The 21,247-nt window shown below is 62.7% G+C and carries 16 protein-coding genes; 6 read left to right on the forward strand and 10 right to left on the reverse strand.

Annotated elements, in window-relative coordinates; all coding sequences use genetic code 11:
* Window positions 1-53 precede the first annotated feature (53 nt).
* The 7 genes from V5738_RS15670 to V5738_RS15700 form a co-directional block, all read right to left on the reverse strand.
* Entirely contained in the window at window positions 54-725 is a 672-nt protein-coding gene (locus V5738_RS15670) for a hypothetical protein (RefSeq protein WP_423821746.1), read from the reverse strand.
* 108 nt (window positions 726-833) lie between these two features.
* A complete protein-coding gene (gene dcp / locus V5738_RS15675; RefSeq protein ID WP_423821747.1) occupies window positions 834-3,098 on the reverse strand; it encodes a peptidyl-dipeptidase Dcp in 2,265 nt (754 codons plus the stop codon).
* Window positions 3,099-3,607: 509 nt separating this feature from the next.
* Window positions 3,608-5,026, reverse strand: coding sequence for a sugar porter family MFS transporter (locus V5738_RS15680; protein WP_423821748.1), 1,419 nt, complete (start codon window positions 5,024-5,026; stop codon window positions 3,608-3,610).
* Between the two features lie 132 nt (window positions 5,027-5,158).
* Entirely contained in the window at window positions 5,159-6,622 is a 1,464-nt protein-coding gene (locus V5738_RS15685; RefSeq protein ID WP_423821749.1) for a UdgX family uracil-DNA binding protein, read from the reverse strand.
* A 2-nt stretch (window positions 6,623-6,624) separates the two neighbouring features.
* Window positions 6,625-7,410: a DUF3307 domain-containing protein gene (locus V5738_RS15690; protein ID WP_423821750.1), complete on the reverse strand. Its 786-nt coding sequence runs from the start codon at window positions 7,408-7,410 to the stop codon at window positions 6,625-6,627.
* A gap of 121 nt (window positions 7,411-7,531) precedes the next feature.
* Window positions 7,532-8,167, reverse strand: coding sequence for a hypothetical protein (locus V5738_RS15695; protein WP_423821751.1), 636 nt, complete (start codon window positions 8,165-8,167; stop codon window positions 7,532-7,534).
* Between the two features lie 33 nt (window positions 8,168-8,200).
* Window positions 8,201-9,478 carry a putative DNA modification/repair radical SAM protein gene (locus V5738_RS15700; RefSeq protein WP_423821752.1) on the reverse strand — a complete coding sequence of 426 codons (1,278 nt, stop codon included), beginning with the start codon at window positions 9,476-9,478 and terminating at the stop codon, window positions 8,201-8,203.
* Between the two features lie 185 nt (window positions 9,479-9,663).
* Between V5738_RS15700 and V5738_RS15705 the strand changes: the two genes are divergently transcribed.
* The 5 genes from V5738_RS15705 (at window position 9,664) to V5738_RS15725 (ending at window position 15,587) form a co-directional block, all read left to right on the forward strand.
* Window positions 9,664-10,581: a mechanosensitive ion channel family protein gene (locus tag V5738_RS15705; RefSeq protein ID WP_423821753.1), complete on the forward strand. Its 918-nt coding sequence runs from the start codon at window positions 9,664-9,666 to the stop codon at window positions 10,579-10,581.
* Window positions 10,582-10,590: 9 nt separating this feature from the next.
* Window positions 10,591-11,013 carry an alternative ribosome rescue aminoacyl-tRNA hydrolase ArfB gene (arfB, locus tag V5738_RS15710; RefSeq protein ID WP_423821754.1) on the forward strand — a complete coding sequence of 141 codons (423 nt, stop codon included), beginning with the start codon at window positions 10,591-10,593 and terminating at the stop codon, window positions 11,011-11,013.
* A 763-nt stretch (window positions 11,014-11,776) separates the two neighbouring features.
* Window positions 11,777-13,645, forward strand: coding sequence for a copper resistance system multicopper oxidase (locus tag V5738_RS15715; protein ID WP_423821755.1), 1,869 nt, complete (start codon window positions 11,777-11,779; stop codon window positions 13,643-13,645).
* A complete protein-coding gene (locus V5738_RS15720) occupies window positions 13,638-14,447 on the forward strand; it encodes a copper resistance protein B (RefSeq protein WP_423821756.1) in 810 nt (269 codons plus the stop codon). The genes V5738_RS15715 and V5738_RS15720 overlap by 8 nt, the downstream gene beginning before the upstream one ends.
* 36 nt (window positions 14,448-14,483) lie before the next feature.
* A complete protein-coding gene (locus V5738_RS15725) occupies window positions 14,484-15,587 on the forward strand; it encodes a permease (RefSeq protein ID WP_423821757.1) in 1,104 nt (367 codons plus the stop codon).
* A 110-nt stretch (window positions 15,588-15,697) separates the two neighbouring features.
* On the opposite strand, the gene V5738_RS15730 is transcribed toward V5738_RS15725, so the two are convergent.
* Both V5738_RS15730 and V5738_RS15735 read right to left on the reverse strand, forming a co-directional pair.
* Window positions 15,698-18,367, reverse strand: a complete 2,670-nt coding sequence (locus V5738_RS15730) for a glycoside hydrolase family 3 protein (RefSeq protein WP_423824192.1) — start codon at window positions 18,365-18,367, stop codon at window positions 15,698-15,700.
* A gap of 44 nt (window positions 18,368-18,411) precedes the next feature.
* Complete coding sequence (locus tag V5738_RS15735) at window positions 18,412-18,702, reverse strand: hypothetical protein (RefSeq protein ID WP_423821758.1); 291 nt, start codon at window positions 18,700-18,702, stop codon at window positions 18,412-18,414.
* A 419-nt stretch (window positions 18,703-19,121) separates the two neighbouring features.
* Here V5738_RS15735 and V5738_RS15740 point away from each other — a divergent pair, with 419 nt between their 5' ends.
* Window positions 19,122-20,015 carry a LysR family transcriptional regulator gene (locus V5738_RS15740; protein WP_423821759.1) on the forward strand — a complete coding sequence of 298 codons (894 nt, stop codon included), beginning with the start codon at window positions 19,122-19,124 and terminating at the stop codon, window positions 20,013-20,015.
* 102 nt (window positions 20,016-20,117) lie between these two features.
* On the opposite strand, the gene V5738_RS15745 is transcribed toward V5738_RS15740, so the two are convergent.
* Window positions 20,118-21,050 carry an AraC family transcriptional regulator gene (locus tag V5738_RS15745; protein ID WP_423821760.1) on the reverse strand — a complete coding sequence of 311 codons (933 nt, stop codon included), beginning with the start codon at window positions 21,048-21,050 and terminating at the stop codon, window positions 20,118-20,120.
* Window positions 21,051-21,247: the final 197 nt, after the last annotated feature.

Below are 21,247 nucleotides of genomic sequence, written 5' to 3' on the forward strand. Positions count from 1 at the left end.
ATTAATTACCATGGCGTGAGGATTGGGCCCGCCACTCTGAGCGCGGCTGGCGATTAGCGGCGCTGTCCATCGCCCGACGAGCGATGCGCCGTGTCGGCGTCGTTTTCCTCATCACCGGCCTGAAAACCGCCGGAACGCAAGACCATGGCGGTTTCCAGGGACTGGCGACAGAAAGCCAGAACTTGGTTGAACTCGGCCTCGGGCAGCTGGCGCACCGCGTCGTTGCCGCGATAGATGTTCAGCCATTTGCGGTCGCGCTCGATCATGGTCGGCAGATGGCCGATGCCCCAATCTTCGAGTAGCGCCCAGAGCCGCGGGTTGAAGCCACGGACCAGACTGATCAGAAATGGAATCGGGTCGTTGCGAGCCAACAGCGAGGTCAGCCGCAGGATCATCTCGAAAGACACGGTCGCACTGCCCTGCTCCATGGCCTTGAGCAGGGTCTTGTCTTCCATATCCATCGCTTCGGCCAAACCGTCGATCGACAGACCGGCGGTCACCCGGGCGTCGTGGATCGCCGCCCCGGCGCGCGCCATCCAGGCCTGTTGTTCGGGAGACAACAACCGCCGCTGGGTCGCATCCAGGATCAGCGTGGAACCGATCTTGAGCGTCATACCGCCGACGCGATTGGCCAGCGCACCCACCGCCTGGCGGGATAAATTGAAGGTCAAGCTCGAGACCTGGTCGAAAAGCCGGGCCCGTGTCGAATCGTCGTGTCGGCCCATGATCGCCTCCTGGAGTCGCTCGGCGAGCTGCCGGCACGAGCATACCGCGATTCGGGCACTCTGTTTGAATCCGGCCCGCGCCACAGGCGCGGGCCGGCGCCCTACGGGCTAGCCTTGATCGCCGCCATCCGGCTTCTGACTATCGTCGGCGGCAGCATCGCCGTGGCCGGCCAGGCCGCGATTGTCCAGCATCGGCTGGATACGCGGTTCGTGGCCGCGCCAATCGTCATAGACCTTCTCCAGGTCTTCGGTATCGCCCTTCGACAACACCATTTTGCGGAAACGGTCGCCGTTGGCGCGCGTCAGCCCACCGTGCTCGCTGAACCAGGTATAGCCGTCGTCGGCCAGCATCTCGGTCCACAGATAAGCATAATAGCCGGCAGCATAGCCGTTGCCCCAGATATGCTGGAAATAGCTGGAGCGATAGCGCGGCGGCACCAGATTCGGCATGTACATGCCGGCTTTCTTGAGCGCGCTGCGCTGGAACTCGTCGGCCTGTTTCTTATCCGCATCGGCCGGGATCGTGTGCCAGGACATGTCCAGCAATGCTGCGCTGATCAGCTCGCTCATGTCGTAGCCCTGGTTGAAGTGCACCGACTTCATAAGCTTTTTCTTGAGCGACTCCGGCATCGGCTTGCCGGTTTTGTAGTTGACCGCGTAGTGATCGAACACGTCGGGATAGATCGCCCAGTGTTCGTTGAACTGCGACGGAAATTCCACAAAATCGCGGGGCGTGGCAGTACCCGAGAGCATCGGATACTTGGTGTCGGCGAACATGCCGTGCAGGGCATGGCCGAACTCGTGAAACATGGTCACCACGTCGTCATAGCTCAACAGCGCCGGCTGGCCCTTGGGCGGCTTGCTGAAGTTGGCGACGTTGTAGATCACCGGCTTGGTGCCGAGCAGGGTCGATTGGCCGACGAAGTTCGACATCCAGGCGCCACCGTTTTTGTTGTCGCGCTTGAAATAGTCGGCATAGAACAACGCCAGCTTGGAGCCGTCGGCGTCGTAGACGGTGAACACCCGCACATCCGGGTTCCAGACCGGCAGATCGTGGCGTTCCTTGAAACTCAGTCCGTACAGCTTGTGGGCGGCATAAAACACGCCCTTCTGCAGCACGTTGTCGAGCTCGAAATAGGGCTTGATCTGGGATTCGTCCAGATCGAAGCGCTGCTGGCGCAGCTTGGACGCGTAATAGTTCCAGTCCCAGGGGCGCAGCTTGAAATCCTGGCCTGAATCGTCGATGACTTGCTGCAGATCCGCGGCTTCGGCCTTGGCGCTGGCCTTGGCCGGGCCGACCAGTTTGTGCATGAAGTCTTCGGCGTTGGCCGGCGTCTTGGCCATCTGGTCGTAGAGCTTGTAGGCCGCGAAATTCTTGTAGCCCATCAGCTTGGCTTTTTCGGCCCGCAGCTTGGCGATGGTCTCGATGGTGTCGCGAGTATCGTCGTCGCCGCCGTGCTCGGTACGATTCCAGGAGGCCGAGTACAGCTTCTCGCGGGCATCGCGATTGCTCATGTTCGCCAGCTGCGGCTGCTGGGTCGTGTTCTGCAACGAGATCAGCCACTGCCCGTCCAAATGCCGATCGGCAGCGGCATTGGCCGCGCCAGTGATCTGGTCTTCGGACAGGCCAGCCAGCGAATCCTTGTTAACGAAGATCGGCGAATGATCGCTGGTCGCCGCCAGCAGCTTCTGCGTGAAGGTGGTCGACAGACTCGACAGCCGCTTGTTGATCGATTTCAAACGATCCTTGTCGGCATCCGAAAGCTTGGCGCCGGCATGCACGAACTTGTCGTAATACTGGTTCAACAGACGGGCCGATTCCGAATCCAGATCCAGCGAATCGCGCTGGTCGTACAGCGCAGCCACGCGCTTGAACAGCTTATCGTTGAGATAGATCGCATCCTGATGGGCCGCCAGACGCGGCGCCTCGACCTGCTGGATATGCTGCAAATCGGGATTGGTATTGGCCCCGGTCAAACCGTAGAAGACCTGCAGCGTGCGATTGAGCAGCTGGCCGGTCTTTTCCATAGCCACGATGGTGTTGTCGAAGGTCGGCTCGGCGTCGTTGTTGGCGATTTTCTCGATCGCCTTGGTCTGACGCTGCATGCCGACTTCGAGCGCCGGCAGGAAGTCACTGTTATCGATCTGGTCGAAATTCGGTGCATGGAAGGCCAGCGTGCTCTGCTGGGCGAACGGGTTGTCGTTGGAAAACGATTGCCGTGCCTGCTGGGCTTCCTGGGCCGGCGTCTGGGAACCGTCTTGATCCGCCGAGGCCCCCTCTGTCGTGTTCTTGGCGGCGGCCGCAGCCGTACAGCCGGCCAGGCTCAGACCGAGCACGGCCGCCATTCGAATCATCGAACGAGAAGAATGCATGTATGTTGTTCCTTATCACGAATCGTAATCGAGCGCTGCCGTGCGCCCAGGCAAAGCGCGCCAGTTCAGCGCAGGCTTGGCTCGGGCACAACGCCACTTAAGTCGCATGGTCAATCGCAGGCGAGCAAGCGCGGTACGCCAGCCGGCAGGCACGACCCGTGCCAGGCCGAAGCAGCACAACGTCGGTCAAACCGATTGGACGGCTCGTGGATCATGTCATCGCAATGCCGTGCCGCCAAGTTGCAGCGCCTGGCCACGGCTTCGGCCGAAAGCCCCGCCTGCCTTTGCGAATGACCACGACCCCACCCTGACAGCCCAGGACAGGACGCACTGCCCTATTTTCGGGCCCCCAAACGATTCGTGACCGGCCGGCCGGTTCCCGGGCGTCGGCCGGTGGCCCTGCGCTCGCCGACCATGCATCAGGCCCGAACGCTGGCCTGGGCATCGACCCCGTCACAGCGCGGCCCGCGCAGATCGACATCCGGGTGGGCCGCGACCGTGGACCGCGCTCAGCGCAGCGGCACCGCGTCCGACTGGGCGTTGCGCTTGTCGGTCGGGAAGAACTCTCCGGCCTTCAAATCGGCCTCGATCTGCTCCAGCGTTCGACCATTGGTTTCCGGCACATAGCGCAGGATGAACACTACGCCGAGCGCGCTGATGATCGCGTATAGCCAGAACGCTCCCGAGGTGCCCAGTGCGTTGATCAGGGTCAGCGTCGTCAGTGTGACCAGCAGGTCGAAGCTCCAGTGTGAAAACGCGCCGACACTGGCGCCCTTGCCGCGCACGAACAACGGATACACCTCGGCGTTGATCAGCCACAGCGCGACGCCGAAGCTACAGTTCAGGGCCATATAGATGGCCATGCAGGCAATCAGCAGGTACTGGGCGGGCGCCGACTGCGGCATACCGCCGGTAAACAGAATGGCCATGATCGCCATCGCCACCGCCGAGCCCGGCACCATCCAGATCAGAAACCGGCGCCGGCCGATCCGATCGATCATCAGAATGCCGAAGATGGTGCTGATATTGACCAGGGCGATGCCGCCGATCGACGCCAGCACCGAAGCGTTGTCGCCAAAGCCGGCCTGAGACAGGATGGTCGGCGCGTAATAGAGCAGCGCATTATTGCCGGTAATCTGCGAGAACATCGCAATCCCAGCCCCGGCTACCAGTGCCGGGCGAATCCAAGACGAAAACAGGTCCGACCAGGTCCCTTCTGGGCGCGCCGAAATCTTTTTAATTTCGTCGATCTCGGTACGAGCCTCGTCCTGGGTCGGACGTACCCGCTCGAGCACGCCAAGCGCACCGTCCTCGCGATTCTGGTTGACCAGCCAGCGCGGCGACTCCGGAAGCAAAAACATGCCAAGCATGAGAATGACCGCGGGAATCATGCCCAGCCCGAACATCCAGCGCCACGCATCGCCCAGCGCATAGCCGGTCAAATAGGCTACGAGAATGCCGAACACCACCATGAACTGGAACATCACGACCAGCTTGCCCCTAGAGGCCGAGGGCGCGACTTCGCCGATATAGACCGGGATGATCTGGGTCGCGCTGCCAGCTGACAGGCCCAGCACGAATCGCGACAGGATCAAAAACAGCACGGTCGGCGCCAGCGCCGACATCAGCGAGCCGACGGTAAAGATCAACCCGACCAGCATGATCGAACGCCGGCGGCCGATCCGATCGGAAATCGCACCGGTTCCAAAGACGCCGAACAATGCGCCGAAGATGATAGCGCCGGTCACGATCTGCTTGAGCGTGTCGGTCAGAGCGAAATCCTGCGACAGGCCCAGCAAGGCCACACCGATGATGCCGGTATCGTAGCCAAACAGAAGACCGCCCAGGGCCGCGACCACCGATACCATGACGATCAACGGCTTGCCCTGCAGCAGGCCGGTCGGCGCCGAACTGGCTGACTGACTCATTCTTGCCCCCTTTTATCGGGTCAGAACCCGGCCCCCGCACACGACCGGGCAGTACCGAGCAGTTGCTGAATCGATTCATTATCCCGTTGCATGCGGCATACACGCACTACACCTTTGGGATGAGATACCGCTTCAGGCCCGCGCCGCCGCCTTGGCCAGATCGGCCACGAAACGCTGATATTCGGCTTGGCGTCGCTCGCGCGAGCGCAGGATGAACGCTGGATGCACGGTCACCATCAGTTGTCGGCCCTGCCAGTCGATCGGCGCGCCACGGCAGTGGCTGACCGCAACCCGCCGCTCCAACAGGGCCGTCGCCGCGGTCGCCCCCAGCGCAATCACGATCTGCGGCGATACCCGCTCGATCTCGGCAGCAAGCCACGGCCGACAGGCCTGGACTTCGTGATAGTCGGGTTTGGCATGCAGCCGGGTCTTGCCCTTCGGCGTGAACTTGAAATGCTTGACCGCATTAGTCATATAAAGCACGTCACGTGCCAGCCCGGCCTCCGCCAACGCGGCATCCAGCAGCTGTCCGGCCGGGCCGACGAACGGCCGCCCGGCCAGATCTTCGCTATCGCCCGGCTGCTCGCCGACCAGCATGATTCGAGCATCGGCCGGGCCTTCGCCGAATACCGTCTGGGTGGCCGGCCCGCACAGCGCGCAGTCGCGACACAGTGCTGCACGCGCGGCCAAGCGTTCGAGCGAGGCCGCCGGGCTGGCCTCGGCACGGCGTGCCTGCGCGGCCTCGGGCGTGGCCGGGCGCGGCCCGCAGCGCAGTGTATCGTCGCTTTTATGGGCGGCCTCCATGGCCGCAACTCGTCGATCGGCGCCGGCGATCAGGGACGGAATCAGCTGTGCCTCGGGCAGGTTCTTCCAATATTTGGCCGGCATTTCGGAAAGCATGGCCCGGGTCTTGATCCGGGCCGGATTGAAGATGCTGCGGTAATAGACCCGCCAGGCGTCCTCGGTAATATCGCCCTCCGGGGCCGCCGACCGATCGGTGCCGGGGGAAAACCAGAGCCGGTCGGCGCCCTCCCAATGCACACAGCGATCCGGGGTCAGAATCGACCAGCGCATATTGGCAAACCGCCGCCGGAAGAAACCGGCGGCATACTCGACGATCAGATGCTCCGGCTCGAACCAGGCGATATAGCGCGGTGCGTCGAACCCCGGCTCGGCCACGGTCCGAAATCGAACGAATGCCTTCATCTTGTGTACATCGCGCCGGACCGCCTTGGCATAGCGCAGCAGCCGCGCGACCTCCGGATCGCCGGCCAGCTGCATGAGATGACGCTCGCCGTGGGTCAGCCGCCACAGCAGCCGATACAACAGCGCCCAGCGATCAGCACTGCGATAGCAGGCCGCGGCCTGGGCCTGTGTCACGTAGGCCCGCGGTACCCGCGGCGTCGGCCCGTTGTCGTTGTCGTTGTCGACGGTCTCGGCCCCGGCTTCCGGTGCCCACCAAATCGTCTCGGGTGGCCGGCCGGCCCGCCACTGCGCACGGGCGGCCGCCTGCCAAGCGGCGAAATTCGGCGCGAAACGCACGCGGGTCTGGCCGGCCGCGGTATCGGCTTCATCGAATAAGGACGGCTGTTCCATGTTCAGAGCCCAGCCCGGGCAGCCAGCTCGAGCAGGACGACGTGCGTGAGCAGCGCGACCCCGATCGCCCAGCCGAAACTGGCCAGGGTGCCGATAATCACGATCTCGCTGCCCTGCGGGCGCTGGGCATACTGGAATCGCAGGATCGACTTGGCCGCGATCACGAAACCAATAGCGTTGAACTGGCCGAGCAGGACGAAAACGAACACCAGCGTCCGCTCCAGCCAACCGATCCAGGCCCCGGCCCGCGGCAGATCTGCCGGCGGCGGGTCTTCTGCCCCGGCTGCGCGCTGCCATAGATCGTGAAAGCCACCCATGAACAAGGCCATGACCAATTCACCAACCCGAGTCGCGATCCAGAACCCGGCCGCCAGCACATAGACGACCAACAGCGCATCAATACCCGACGGCGCAAGGCATTTCGGCCAGAGCCCCGAGCTGAAGGCCGCAGGCCACGCAGCCGCCGCGATCAGGATGAAAACCAGATGCGCAATTTGGTCGCCCAAAAACACCTGTAGCGGGCGAAATGGGGCCTGGCGCATCCACACGGTCGACACCCCGAACACCTTGCCGGCATCGATCAGCCCGTGCGATAGCACCACCAGCGCCAAGGCTGCCCAACCGGCCCCGGAGGCCGGCGCCAGGGCGAGCAGCGCCGTAGCTGCGACGATCGCCCAGTGCAGCACGAATACCCGAGCCCGACGCTTGGCCTCGATCATGGCCCGGGTCTGACCGACGAAATCTGCCAAGACATGGGCCCATAGCAGCGCCAGGCCGGTTTCCAGCATCAGCCGACCTCCGCCAACGGCCGCCTGACGATCTGCCCGGGGCAAGCATGAGCATCAAGAGCTAGAACAGCCGTATTCGGGTGTTTTAAAAAATACAGTCGTTTACGGCTGTCTTTCCCCCTCACGATGTCATGGCCTCTTCGAACGCCGCCGTCGCTTCAAGCAGGGCATGCCCCCCGGCCCTTGTGAAATGGGTCTGCACGGTCTGGGGCTGTACGCCGAGTTTCTCGGCCACTTCGGCCATTAGGGGCGCCTTCGGCCCGCCCAGGCGTCGAAAGATATCGGCCTGTCGGGCGGTCCAGTGGCGTGAGCGTTCATCGCACAGGCCAAATAGCCCGCGCAGCAGCGCCTGCTCGGCGGTCGAACCAATCTTGCCATCGATGTACCACAGCTGGTGCGGCTTCAATCGCTCGAGGCCGCGGCCCGAGCGCTCGAAGGCAGCGCCGGTCGAAGCCGCGAGCGTAGCGCCGAGTTCTGCCGCCCCCAAACCGGCGGCGATCCGGGTGTCACCGCGGTCACAGGCGGCGCGCACGCCAGCCCGGGCAAACAGTGCCGCCCGCAGCGTCCATTTCGGTTCGGCCAGCCATAACTGCCAGCCATCGCCGCGAAAACGCTCGTAGCGGACCGCCGTCGGCCAGCCGGCGATGATCCCGGCCGTGTCTTCGAGCGCCGCCATGACCGCATCGCGCTGCGCGGCGTGCAACGCCGTCGATTTGACGATATCGCCGGTCAGCACCGACACGGTTTCCGTGGCCATTGGCATCCTGTGTTCTACCCCACCTTGCTCAGCCTAGAATGCAAAACTCTGCTGTGCGGCCGCGGGCGGCGCAAATCGCGCTCGCAGCGTCGTGCTGGCGGCCTCATTCGCCCCCGGATGATGATTGGCACAGACGATGAACGGCATAGCTTTTTTCAGCCCGGCCTGCATCGCCACCAGATCTTCCAGGCGTACCTTCTGCCAGCGCCGGATCGCCAGAATCCGCTTGACCGACTTCACCCCGAGCCCCGGCACGCGCAGCAGACGCTCGCGGTCGTCGCGGTTCAGATCGACCGGAAAATAAGCCCGGTTGCGCAGCGCCCAGCCCAGCTTGGGATCAACATCCAGATCGAGCATGCCGGCTGCCGCCGCGTCATCATTGCCGGCGGTAATTTCATCGTGGCGATAACCATAAAAACGCAGCAGCCAATCAGACTGGTATAGCCGGTGCTCGCGGATCAGCGAGGTCCGCTGTGCCGGCAGCTTGGCCGACGCATCCGGAATCGGCGAAAACGCTGAAAAATAGACGCGCTTCAGTCGATAGGACGAATACAGATCGGCCGTGGTCGACAGGATCTCGGCATCGGTCGACGGCTCGGCACCGATGATCATCTGGGTCGACTGGCCGGCCGGGGCGAAACGCGGCACGGCCGCCGGCCGCGGCTTGGTGTTGGTGATGCGTTTGGCCGCCCGTCGAGCCTCGGCCTGTTCATCCTGGCGCGCCCGGATACGCGCCATCGACAGCTTGATGGTGCGATGATCCTTTTCTGGGGCCAGGTCGTGCAGCGCGATCCGAGTCGGCAACTCCATATTGATCGACAGCCGATCGGCAAAGCGCCCGGCCTCGGCCAAGAGTTCGCCATCGGCATCCGGAATGGTCTTGAGATGGATATAGCCGCGAAAGTCGTGGTCGAGCCGCAGGCTGCGCGCGACCTCGACCAACTCGGCCATGGTGTAGTCCGGGGTCTGGATCACGCCCGAGGACAGAAACAACCCCTCGATGTAGTTGCGCTTGTAGAAGTCCAGGGTCAGATCCACGACCTCCTGGGTCGTGAACCGGGCGCGCTTGACGTTCGAGGAATTGCGATTGATGCAATAGCTGCACTCATAGATACAGAAATTGGTCAGCAGAATCTTGAGCAGCGAAATACAACGCCCGTCCGGCGCATAGGCATGACAGATTCCCGAGCCTTCGGACGAGCCGACCCCACGTCCGCCGACCGACGAGCGCGAACGGGTGCCGCTGGAGGCACAGGAGGCATCGTATTTGGCGGCGTCGGCCAGAATGGCCAGCTTGTCGAGCGTCTTCATACTGTCTATTTATACAGTAATCGCTATTTTGGATGCAGCCGCCCGACCGTCGACTTGCGGGGTAGCGCTCAGCGAGCGAACAATAGACCCAAGGCGTTGGCGATGCCTGCAGGCCTATCCGGGGCGCCCGGGCCGGCAACCGGCCCTGCCCGCATCGCTAGAACGTGCCGCGCATCGAGACTGCCGTGACCCAGCCCGCCACCGAGACGACGATACCGGCCGCCGAGGCCGCCTTCTCCCTCGATCGTATCGTCGCGGTCACACTGCAGACCGCAACTCAGACCTGGACCGATTTCATCGCCCGCCTGCCGATGCTTGCCCTCGCGCTGGGAATTATTCTGGCAACCTGGCTGTTGGCCTGGACCAGTCTGCGCGTGGCCCGCCGGATCGCCGGACGCCGGGCCCGGCCGTCGCTGCTGCGGGTCATCGAACGCCTGATCAAGCTTGCGATTTGGGCCACCGGGCTGCTGCTGGCACTGATCGTGGTCTTTCCCGGCGTCTCGCCGGCCAAGGCACTAGGCGGACTCGGCCTGTTGTCGGTCGCCGTGGGCCTGGCGTTTCGCGATACCTTCGAGAACTTTTTCGCCGGCATGCTGATGCTCTGGAAGTATCCGTTCGAAGCCGGCGACTTCATCGAATGCGGCGATCTACTCGGCCGGGTCGAACGGGTGCATATCCGCATGACCACCCTGCGCGAAGTCAGCGGCGAACTACTGCTGGTGCCCAACAGCCGCTTGTTCAAAAACCCGGTTCGGGTGCTCACCGATCAGCCCGAGCGCCGGGTATCGATTCTGACCGGCGTGGCCTATTCGGTCGATCTGGCCGCAGCGCTTGAGATCGTCGAGCAGGCCGTAGGCGGCTGTGAACACGTCATGCGCGAGCGGCCGCCGCAGATTCTGGCCCATGGCTTTGGCAACAGCGGCATGGAGATCGAAGTGACCTGGTGGTGCGGCTCGACACCGCTGGCGGTACGCCAGTCGCGCAGCGAAGTGGTGGTCGCGGTCAAGGCGGCCCTGGATGCCGCCGGCATGGAGATTCCCTTCCCTTATCGTACCTTGACCTTCGCCGAGCCACTGACCGTGGCCCACGACGACGACGCTTGAGGAACGGCCATGCTCGAAATCTCAAATACGGTGACCGTGCCCGACAGCGAGATCGAATGGCAGGCCATACGCGCTCAGGGCGCCGGTGGCCAGCATGTGAACAAGACCGCCACCGCCGTGCAGCTACGCTTCGATATCCGAGCCTCGGCGGCGTTGCCCGATATCTATAAGGAACGACTGCTGGCTCGAGCCGATCAGCGCATCACGAGCGATGGCGTGATCGTGATCAAGGCCCAAGATTCGCGCAGCCAACAGCGTAACCGTGAACAGGCTCTGGCCCGGTTGAAAACGATCCTGCAGAGCGCCGGTCAGACCCCAAAAAAACGCAAGCCCACGCGGCCCAGCCGAACCGCCCGGCGCAAACGGACCGACGAGAAAAAACGACGCGGCCGATTAAAAGCCATGCGCGGCCGCGGTCGCCCCGGCGACTAACTCTGCGTCGCCCAATCGACCGCGGCCGGGTCGGCCCTGGCTTGTGTTCCGCACAGGCCTCGGCTAACGTTTTCGCATCATGATGCGTGCGATCACGATAACGCTCCTACTGCTATATACGCTGGCGGCCCAGGCTGGCGTATCCGGCGCATCGTGTCTGCACATGGCAAACGCCGTTTCTTCGAACGGCGCAGCAGCCACCGGGCATAAGCCCACGACGCAGGCTGAACCACAGTCCGAGCCATCGTCTCGCCATCCCATGGCGCCCTGTCCAATGCTCGACAGTTGCTCGGTGAGCGCTCTGACCAACAGCCCTCGGCTATCGGATACCACCACGCCTCGACCGGCGTATCCGCTCTCGATGACAGTCGCCTCACCGCTGCTGGGTTTCGTCTCGCCGCCCTTCCGTCCGCCTTCTTTCGCCTCTAGCTGATCTGGCCATCGCGCGTTGCCCTTAGGGCCGCGTGATTCGTTCAATCTAGGCGATGTCGCCGCTATGCCGAGCGAATCGGAGCAATCACCGATTCCGCGTGGTCGTCCGCCATAGACGGCTCCGCTAGGCAGGCTGACTCGCCAGGCGAAAGAGATACGCCATGTCCCTATGCTTTGTCCTGCGCCGAAGGCCGCGGCTTCCCGGGCGTCTGCCATCAAACTTTGCGCGAAGACGGTTCGCGCCCGCATACCCGCTGTTTAATCCGCATCGAGGCGCCTGTGTAACGGCACGGCCACCGTCGAACCGGCCTACCGACCGCGGGGGCTGCCGATGACCTCAAAACATCACGATCCAGCGCGGCGCAGGCTGTTACAGGCGCTTGGCGCGGCCGGTTTGTTAACGGGCACCCAGGGCCTGTGGCCAGCCTATGCACGCAGCGAACGAGGCGCTGCCGGGCTCAACGAGGCCGCGACCCGTATCGCAGGCGGGCCGCCACGGGATCAGAGCCTAGATATTCATGTGCGTCGCGAATGGATCGATATCGCCGGCGGCCGGGCCGCCGCGATCACGCTCAATCATTCGACGCCGGGACCGTTGATCGAGCTCTGGGAAGGTCATGACGCTCGGCTTCGGGTGCACAACCATTTGGACGAGCCGACTTCCCTGCACTGGCACGGATTGCTGCTGCCGTTTCAGATGGACGGCGTGCCTGGCGTGGCCTTTCCCGGGATCGCGCCGGGTCAGAGCTTCGAAGCCCGTTTTCCCGTACGACAAGCCGGTACTTATTGGTACCACAGCCATAGCGGTTTACAGGAACAGATCGGCCAGACCGGGCCGATCGTGATCCATCCGGCCGAACCGGAAGGCATCAGCGCCGAGCGCGAATACGTGCTGATGCTCAACGACTGGACTTTCGAGGACCCGTATCGCCTGCTCGAAACACTCAAACAGCAGAGCGACTACTACAATTTCTCACAGCGCACGCTCGGCGATCTGGCCGACGACATCGCCGACAGTGGCTTGAGCGCCACGCTGCGCGATCGCCTGGATTGGGGCCGGATGCGCATGAGTCCGCGCGATATCGCCGATGTTACCGGCCATACCTATCACTATCTGGTCAACGGCATGCATCCGGCGGCCAACTGGACCGGTCTGTTCGAACCGGGCCAACGCATCCGCCTACGGGTGATCAATGCCTCGGCGATGACCTATTTCAATGTCCGTATTCCAGGGCTGGCAATGACCGTCGTGGCGGCCGATGGCAAGCGGGTCGAAGCGGTCGAAACCGACGAATTCCAGATCGCGGTCTCCGAAACCTACGATGTGATCGTCGAACCCCAGGCCGAACGCGCCTACACCGTGATGGCCGAAGCCATGGACCGGAGCGGCTATGCCCGAGGCACACTGGCGCCGCGCCCCGGGATGAGCGCAGAAGTCCCGCCGCTGCGCGCCCAGCCGCAGCGCACCATGGTCGATATGGGCATGGCCATGTCCGGCATGGCTGGCAATGGCGATCACGCGATGGACAGCGATGTCATGCCATCGATGGCATCGCATGAATCCGGCCACACCGCGATGACCCAAAAACCGCATTCGATGTCCGGCATGACCTCGTCCACGGGCACCGGTGCGGTCATGGAACAGGCCGGGCCGGTCATCGCTCGCCACGGCCCGGACCACCACGGGATCGGCAATCTCACGGTGGCCGAGGTCGAACGCGACCGTCTGGGCGAACGAGGCACCGGGCTGGAGGGCGCCGACCACCGGGTACTGACCTATAGCCAGCTCCGCAACGTGTTGCCGATGCAGGATCGACGCGCCCCGGCGAAAACCATAGAGATCCATCTCACCGGCAATATGGAACGCTATATGTGGTCGTTCGATGGGGTGAGTTATTCCGATTCGACGCCGATCGAATTCCCCTACGGCGAGCGCATCCGGCTGATCCTGGTCAACGACACCATGATGGAGCATCCGATCCATCTGCATGGAATGTTCATGGAGCTGGAAAACGGACACAACGACCGCCTGCCTTTCAAGCACACGCTTAGCGTCCTGCCGGCATCCCGGGTCTCGCTGTTAATCACGGCCGACGAGCCCGGACGATGGGCCTTTCATTGCCATCTGCTCTACCACATGGAAATGGGCATGTTCCGGGTCGTCCGAGTCAGCGATCGGACGGAGGCGGACAATGCTTAAGTGCACGCTATCGTTCGTGCTCGGCGTCGGCGTACTGGTCGGCACTTCCGGCATGGCCCTGGCCGAGCCTCTGGCCGGCACCGCGCCGCTGGACACGGTCGTCCCGCAAGGCCCAACCAATTCAGCCAGCGGCGCGCCGGCCGCCTGGTCGCAGCCGATCCACGACCAACGGATCAACCACTATGTTCTGATCGACCGTCTCGAATACGGGGTCTTGAGTGGGGCCGACAATTATCTCTGGGATGCCCAGGGCTGGGTTGGCGGCGACTATCACCGCTTCTGGTGGAAAACCGAAGGCGAAGGGCCGGCCGACGGTGGCTCGCTAGAAAGCAGCGAATTTCAGGCGCTTTACAGCCGTACGATCTCGCCGTTCTGGAACGCCCAGATCGGCCTGCGCTACGACCTCAACCCGAACCCCGATCGCGGCTTTGCCGTTCTGGGTCTGGAAGGGCTACTCCCCTACTGGCTGGAAACCGATACTTCGATGTATGTCAGCGAAGACGGCGATGTCAGTTTTCGCGGCGAATTCGAGTACGACCTGCGGCTGACCCAGCGCCTGATTCTACAGCCGCGCCTCGAGCTCAATCTGGCCGCCCAAAGCACGCCGAAATACGGTCTGGGCAGCGGTTTGAACAACACCGAAATGGGCCTGCGGCTGCGCTATGAGATCCGCCGTGAATTCGCCCCCTATATCGGCGTGCGCTGGGAGCAGCAATACGGCAAAACCCGCGACTTCAGCCGGGCCGAAGGCGAATCCTCGTCCTCGACGGCATTCGTGATCGGCATTCGAGCCTGGTTCTGATCCGGCCCCACTTTCTAGCTAGAAGGACAATCTTATATGGACTTGATTTCAACGCTCGGCGATACGCTCTATACGATCGCCGGCATGTTCTGGAAAATTCTATGGGCCCTGGTCTTGGGCTTCGCGATTTCCGGCGCCGTGCAGGCCTTCGTGCCGAAACGACGTATGGTGCAGGTCATGGGCGACGATAGCCCAGCCTCGCTGGCCCGAGCCGGCTTTTTCGGCGCGATTTCTTCGTCGTGTTCTTATGCAGCGGCCGCTATGAGCCGCAGCGTATTCCTGCGCGGCGCCCATATCACGGCCGCGCTCGCGTTCATGATCGCGGCTACCAATCTGGTGATCGAGCTTGGCTTCGTGCTGTGGTCGTTGATGGGCTGGCAGTTCGTGGTCGCCGAGTTCGCCGGCGGCGTGCTGTTGATCGTCATTACGGCGCTATTGATGAAAATCGCGGCGCCGACCAGTGCCTTTGCCCGTCTTCGCGACGCCCAGAGCGAAGAACGCGACGGCGACGCCGAGGTACCGAGCCTCACCAGCCTGGCGGGCTGGCGCCAGGCAGCGGCCAACTTCGTGATGGACTGGTCGATGATCTGGAAGGATATCGCCATCGGCGTGATCGTAGCCGGCGCCCTAGTGGTCTGGGTACCGGATGACTTCTGGCAGGCGCTGTTTCTTTCCGGTGGCGCCGATCAGAGCGTCAGCCTGTTGCAGATGATCGAAAATGCTCTGGTGGGGCCGCTGGTGGCCGTGGTCAGCTTCGTCTGCTCGGTGGGCAACGTGCCGTTAGCCGCCGCCCTGTTCAACGGCGGCATCACTTTCGGCGGCGCGCTGGCCTTTATATACGGCGACTTGATCGTGATCCCGATGCTGCTGGTCTATCGCCAGTACTACGGCACCCGGCTGGCCGCCACGCTCGGCGTCATTCTTTATATCGCCATGGCCGTGACCGGCTTCGTGATCGATCTCATCTTCTCGGCCGGCGGCTGGGTGCCCGACTCGAGTGCGGTAGACGTCGGTACCATGACTTTCTTCAGTCTGGACTACACCTTCTGGCTCAATCTGGTCTTCGTTGCCCTCGGGATCGGGCTTTGGCTGCTGTCCCGGCAGGCCGAAACCGAAGGCCATTGTGCCCATCACCACTGACCGGCACGCCGGGCCGGGGCCCCACGTAAAAAAGCCCGGCGTATACCGCCGGGCTTTTCTTGCTCTAGTCGCCAAGGCCGTCTATCGGCCGGCGACGATCCAGGTATGGCCTAGTAGGCGCGCTGTGGATTGACCTGTACGGCCTCCTGCAGCGGCTTCGGCAAAGGATTCGAATCCGAAGTCTTGAGCTGTTCGGCCTGGCTGACGATCAACGGCGCGCGCTGCGACAGCGCATCGGACGAACCACCGACCTTGATCACATAGCGTCCCGGGTCGATATCCCAGCTATCCGTATCCTTCTGGTAATAGGCCAGTGAGCGGCCGTTGAGCGGGATCGTCACCTGCTTGCTCTCGCCCGGCTGCAGATACACCTTGGCAAAGCCTTTGAGCTCCTTGCGCGGCCGCGGGATCGTACTCTGGCGCGGATGCACATACAGCTCGGCCGTTTCATAGCCGGCTTGGCTGCCGGTATTGGTGACGGTGAACCTGGCTTCGACCGTGGCGCCCGGCGTCATACGATGCGGGGTTAGCTTCAGACCGCTATAGGAAAAGGTCGTGTACGACAGCCCGAAACCGAAGGGATACAGCGGCTTCACGCCGTTCTCGTCATAGCCGCGATAGCCAAGGAATACGCCCTCGCTATAGGTCATGTCGGTTTTGGCATTATCGCCTTGGTAGGCCGATACGTCGTGGTAACTCGAATAGGCCGGATTGTCTTCCAGATGTTTGGCCAGACTGATCGGCAGCTTGCCCGAGGGGTTCACATCGCCATAGATGATCTCGGCCAGGGCTTGACCGCCCTGCTGGCCCGGATACCAGGCATGCAGAATGGCCCCGGCCTTTTTCGCCCACGGCAACATCTTCACGCCACCACCGGCATGCAGCACCACGATCGTGTTCGGATTGGCACGGCTCAAATTACGGATCAGGTTCGACTGATATTCCGGCAGTTCGGCTTCATGGTCGGAGCCTTCGCCTTCATACTCGTTACCCAGGCCGGCTGCGATATAGACCGCGTCGTACTGATCGAGGTTTTGAGGTGCTGCCAACGAGGCCCAGCTCATCTGGATGCCGTTGATGCTGCCGAGTTGCGACGAGCCGCTGCTGGTGCGCTGGTATTCCAGCCGCACGTCGTAGGTCTGGCCGGCCCGCAGCCGCTGCGTACGCCCGGAATAGGCAATCGGCGAGGTCAAGCCGCTGCCGGCGACTTCGCCATCGAAATCGATCAGCAGGCGGCCGTTGACCCACAGCTTGAACGGCCCATCGGCACGTACCTTGAACACATGACGGCCGCTGATGGTCGGCTTGATCTGGCCCGTGAAACGAGCCGAGAAACTGCCGCCGGTCGGGCTGAAGCCATTCACGGAACTGGTACCGAAAGCGGTCACGTTCTGGTTGCTCGAAAAATCCCAGTCCACCCCGGGTTCGATGCGCGTGATCACCGGCTCGCCGGACAGGTCCGTGTTGCTGAAATATTCGGCTTTCAGACCCTGGTTCTGGATATCGCTACCGCCCTGGGCTGGTTGATACCAGACCGACGTCTGGGGGCTAAGCGACAGCGACTGCAGATAGTCGACGCGATTTTCCGAACGCGCCAGCTGCTTGAGCCCGCTCAGCTCGTTGACATAGCTGTCCGGCGGCGACCAGGCCGTGCCGGAGGGCGACGTCGGCACGCCTACCGACAGGTCACCGACCACGGCGATCTTGGCGTTCTGGTCCAGCGGCAGCAGCGGCTGGCCCTGGGACTCGCTGTTTTTCAGCAGTACGATCCCTTCGCGCGCCACATCGAGTGCTGCGCGGGCGCCGTGCCCGGGCTCGGTCAGCCCGGTGACGACCGGCAGGCCTTCATCGAAGCGATAACGCACCAACGCCCGCAGGTTCCGGCGGGCCTTGTCCTTGATCACGTCGGGAACCAGCTGCCCGCTCCAGACATACGGCATCAGATTGGCTTCGGTGAACTGCAGGCCGGTGGGCATATCCAGGTCGGTACCGGCCCAGGCGCCCTGGAAGGGATCGTGGATCGAGTTGAAATCGCTCAGCACGAAGCCTTCGTAGCCCCATTCGCCTTTGAGCACATCGGTAATCAGATGGTGATTGTCGCAGGCGTATTCATCGTTGATCTGGTTAAAACCACACATGATCGCCGCGATATTCGCGTTTTTGGCCAGCGACTCGAAGCCGGGCATATAGAGCTCGCGCATGGCCCGCTCGCTCACGTGCACGTTCAAGCCGCGGCGGTTGGCTTCCTGCTCGTTCATCAACCAATGCTTAGCACCGGCCATGATGCCCTGGGTCTGGATACCGTTGACCGAGGCCGCGCCCATTACGGCGCCCAGGAACGGGTCCTCGCCGCTGATATATTCGGCCTGTCGCCCACCGTAGGGCATGCGATACAGATTCATGCCCGGCGAGAGCATCTGCTGGCCGCCGGCGGCCCGGGTCTCATAACCGATCGCCAGACCGAATTCCTTCGCCCGATTGATGTTCCAGGTCGCCGACAAAGCCGACTGCGACGGATACTGGGCCCCGAAGGTTTTATCGTCGACATGCACGCCCATCGACGAGTCGTAGGCGATCGTGCCAGGCAGGTCGAACTTGGCCAGCGGCGGCAGCATATGGCCATCGTCGACCCGGGTGTAGTTGATCTGCTCGGCCAGAGTCATGTTGTCGACCATCGCGCCGACCCGGGCCTCGACGTCGAGACCCGTGCGTGGCGGCGCCGCATAGGCCTGGCCCACCCCGAATGACAAGACCGCCACACCCATGACGGCACGGCCCATTCCTGTGAACTTGTACATCAGCAATCCTTGAACGATGTCATCGACTAGCGATTAGACGAGGCTTGCGAATCGTCGCCGGCCTGCAGCGAATCATCGGTCTTGATCGGCGCATCCAGCATTGCAGAAGCGCCCGGGGCCGCTTTGCGCGAAGAAGCCCCGATCGCCCCACCCAAGCGCTGCTCGGCCAGCGCATCGCGCTTTTTTTCATAGTTTTGATGGGCTTTGCGGCTGGCATCCGCCGCCTGCGAGGCATCGCTCGAACGAGCCGCCCAGGCTGCGGAACTACTAAGCAGGGCAAAGGTCATAAGTACGCCGGTCAGTGCTGCAAAACGCATGAAGTCTCCTGGTGCGTCGCGATACGAAAAGTCTGGGATTAAAGAACCACCGATTCCGGCCGATAAACCACGACCGCGTAGGCGTGAAAACCATCTCCAGCACAATGCGACGGAAGTCTAAGGAGGCGCGACTAGCGCCGAACACTAAGATTTACTGATAGACTGATCAGAAAAATTGATTGATCAGCCGAAATCAAAGCCCAGGCAGTTGCTTGCGGCGGATCAAGTGCAGCGCTTTCAGACTCGCGTCAACTATCTAAAATCACTGCGTTTGCTACAGACCGACCCCGGTATGCGCTTATTTGGTGGTTTTTTTGACCCCCTCCCCTCGTTCGCCCCAGACCGGTCACACCCGGGCAAACCAGGCCCGCCAGCGACATGTCGATTAGTTACAGTGATCAGATCAACAGAGCTCTGCCGTGGACGTACGACAACTGCGTTATTTCCTGACCTTGGCCGAAGAGCTGCATTTCGCTCGCGCGGCCGAGCGGCTGCATATCGTCCAGCCAGCCCTGAGCATGCAGATCAAGGCTCTGGAAACCGAGCTAGACACACGGCTATTCGACCGCTCGCAACGCCAAGTGCGTCTCACCGCGGCCGGCCAGGCGCTGCTGCCGGAGGCCAGGCGCTGTATTGAACAAGTCGACGTTGCAGCCGCCACGGTGCGTTCGGTCGCCTCGGGCGCCGTTGGCCGGGTCCGTGTGGTCTATTCACCCAGCGCGGTCTATTCCGGCTTGCTCAAGCGCTGTATCGACACCGTGGGCGAGCGATACCCCGGAATCGAAGTATCGATCGAGGAGATGCACCCCCAAAGTCAGCCGACCGCCCTCGCCCACCGTCAGGTTGATATCGCCTTGGGAACGACGCTATCGCTGCGCCCCGATACGACCTGTGCTCGCCTGATCCTGGCCGAATTTCCCCTGCGTCTGGTGCTGCCCGCACATCACCGGCTAGCCGAACAGAGCCATATCGAACCGATCGAGCTGATCGATGAACCATTCATTGGCTATGCAGGCCAGGAAGACAGCAGCGGTCTTCGTCTAACCCGCCGGGTGCTGCCGTTCGAACCTCGCTCCGGCGGCCGCGCCAGCAATCCGATGATGGCCCTGGGCCTGGTCGAGGCCGGTTTCGGCATCACCCTGTTATCGTCGATCTTGTCTTCCCGTTTCAACGGCGCCGTGGTCTATCGCGATCTGCCCGGTTTGAGCCAAAAGCTCGATGTCAGCATGCTCACGCGCGTCGACGAAAGCGAACCGGCGATCCAACGTTTTCGCGATACCGTCGCTGACCGGTTATGTCCGCTAACGCCTTGAAATCGCGAGTCCGAGCAGCCAACGCTATATCGTGGGCCGTTAGCCAACGGCTAGCCCCGACGGTGACTCCAGGCCACGAGCCAGCCAGCCGCCAGGCCGGCATCAGGCAGAGGCGACCGTCGGATCGATCAGCTCGCCGGCACTGCTGTGGTCGTGGGCGGGAGCGACGCCGAAATAGCGTTTGTATTCCCGCGAGAACTGCGAAGCGCTCTGATAGCCGACCGCACCAGCGGCGCCGCTGACGTTGGTCGTCCCGCGTACCAGCAGGTCGCGGGCCCGCAGCAGGCGGATGCGTTTCTGGTACTGCAGCGGCGAGACCCGGGTGAGCTGCTTGAAATGGGCATGAAAGCTCGACACGCTCATATGCGCGCTGGCCGCCAGCGCCGGCACCGACAGCGGCTCGGTATAGTAGGCCCGCAGCTGCTGGATCGCTTCGCCGATACGGGCATAGACGCCCTGAACCTGCAGCAGCTGTAGCAGCAGATGCCCCTGGGGCCCGCGCAGGGCCTCGAAGACCACCTCACGCAGGCGATCGGCCGCTAATACCCGGGCCGCCACCGAGTCGTTCAGACAATCCAGAAGCCGGGCCAGCGCCTCGACCATCCGAGTGTCCAGATCGACCGCTGCCATCGGCAGCGTCTGGGCATCGCAGCGCGGGGTCGTAGCGATCGCATCCTGCGGCATGGCGCTGACCAGCTCGCCGAGCACATCGGGCTCGACGCGCAGATTCGCTCCCAGTAGCGGTGCACTACCGCCGGGCCGGGTCTCGCACTCGAACGGCAACGGCATGGCCTGCACCAGATAGTGGCCGGCCCCGTAGTGGATGACCCGGTCCTCGAGATAGCCGACTTTTTCGCCCTGTACGATGAACACCAGCCCCGGCTCGTAGACCTGGGGCTCGCGCGGTCGATGACAGCTCGAAGCGACCAGCTCGAGGCCTTCAACCGAGGTGGCGTTGAAGCCATTGTGTCGCACATGCGGCGCAATACGTTCGGCGAGTCGGGCCAGATCACTGGCCTCGGCGTAGGTATTCATGCGTCCGGGCTTCTGATTCTCCAAACCACACGATTATGCAACAAAGACCGCCGCTGGCGCCGGCCGGGCCGGACTGGCTCGGACTTTCGGGCATGAATAAGCGAAGAATCGCTATGGCCGTAGAGCCGCTTCGCACCAACAATGCATGGCAACCAAACGCGTGTTGGCACGCAACGTTGGTCACCACTGACAGGAGG

The organism is Salinisphaera sp. SPP-AMP-43 (assembly GCF_049568105.1).
In the GTDB taxonomy this organism is placed as follows: Bacteria; Pseudomonadota; Gammaproteobacteria; order Nevskiales; family Salinisphaeraceae; genus Salinisphaera.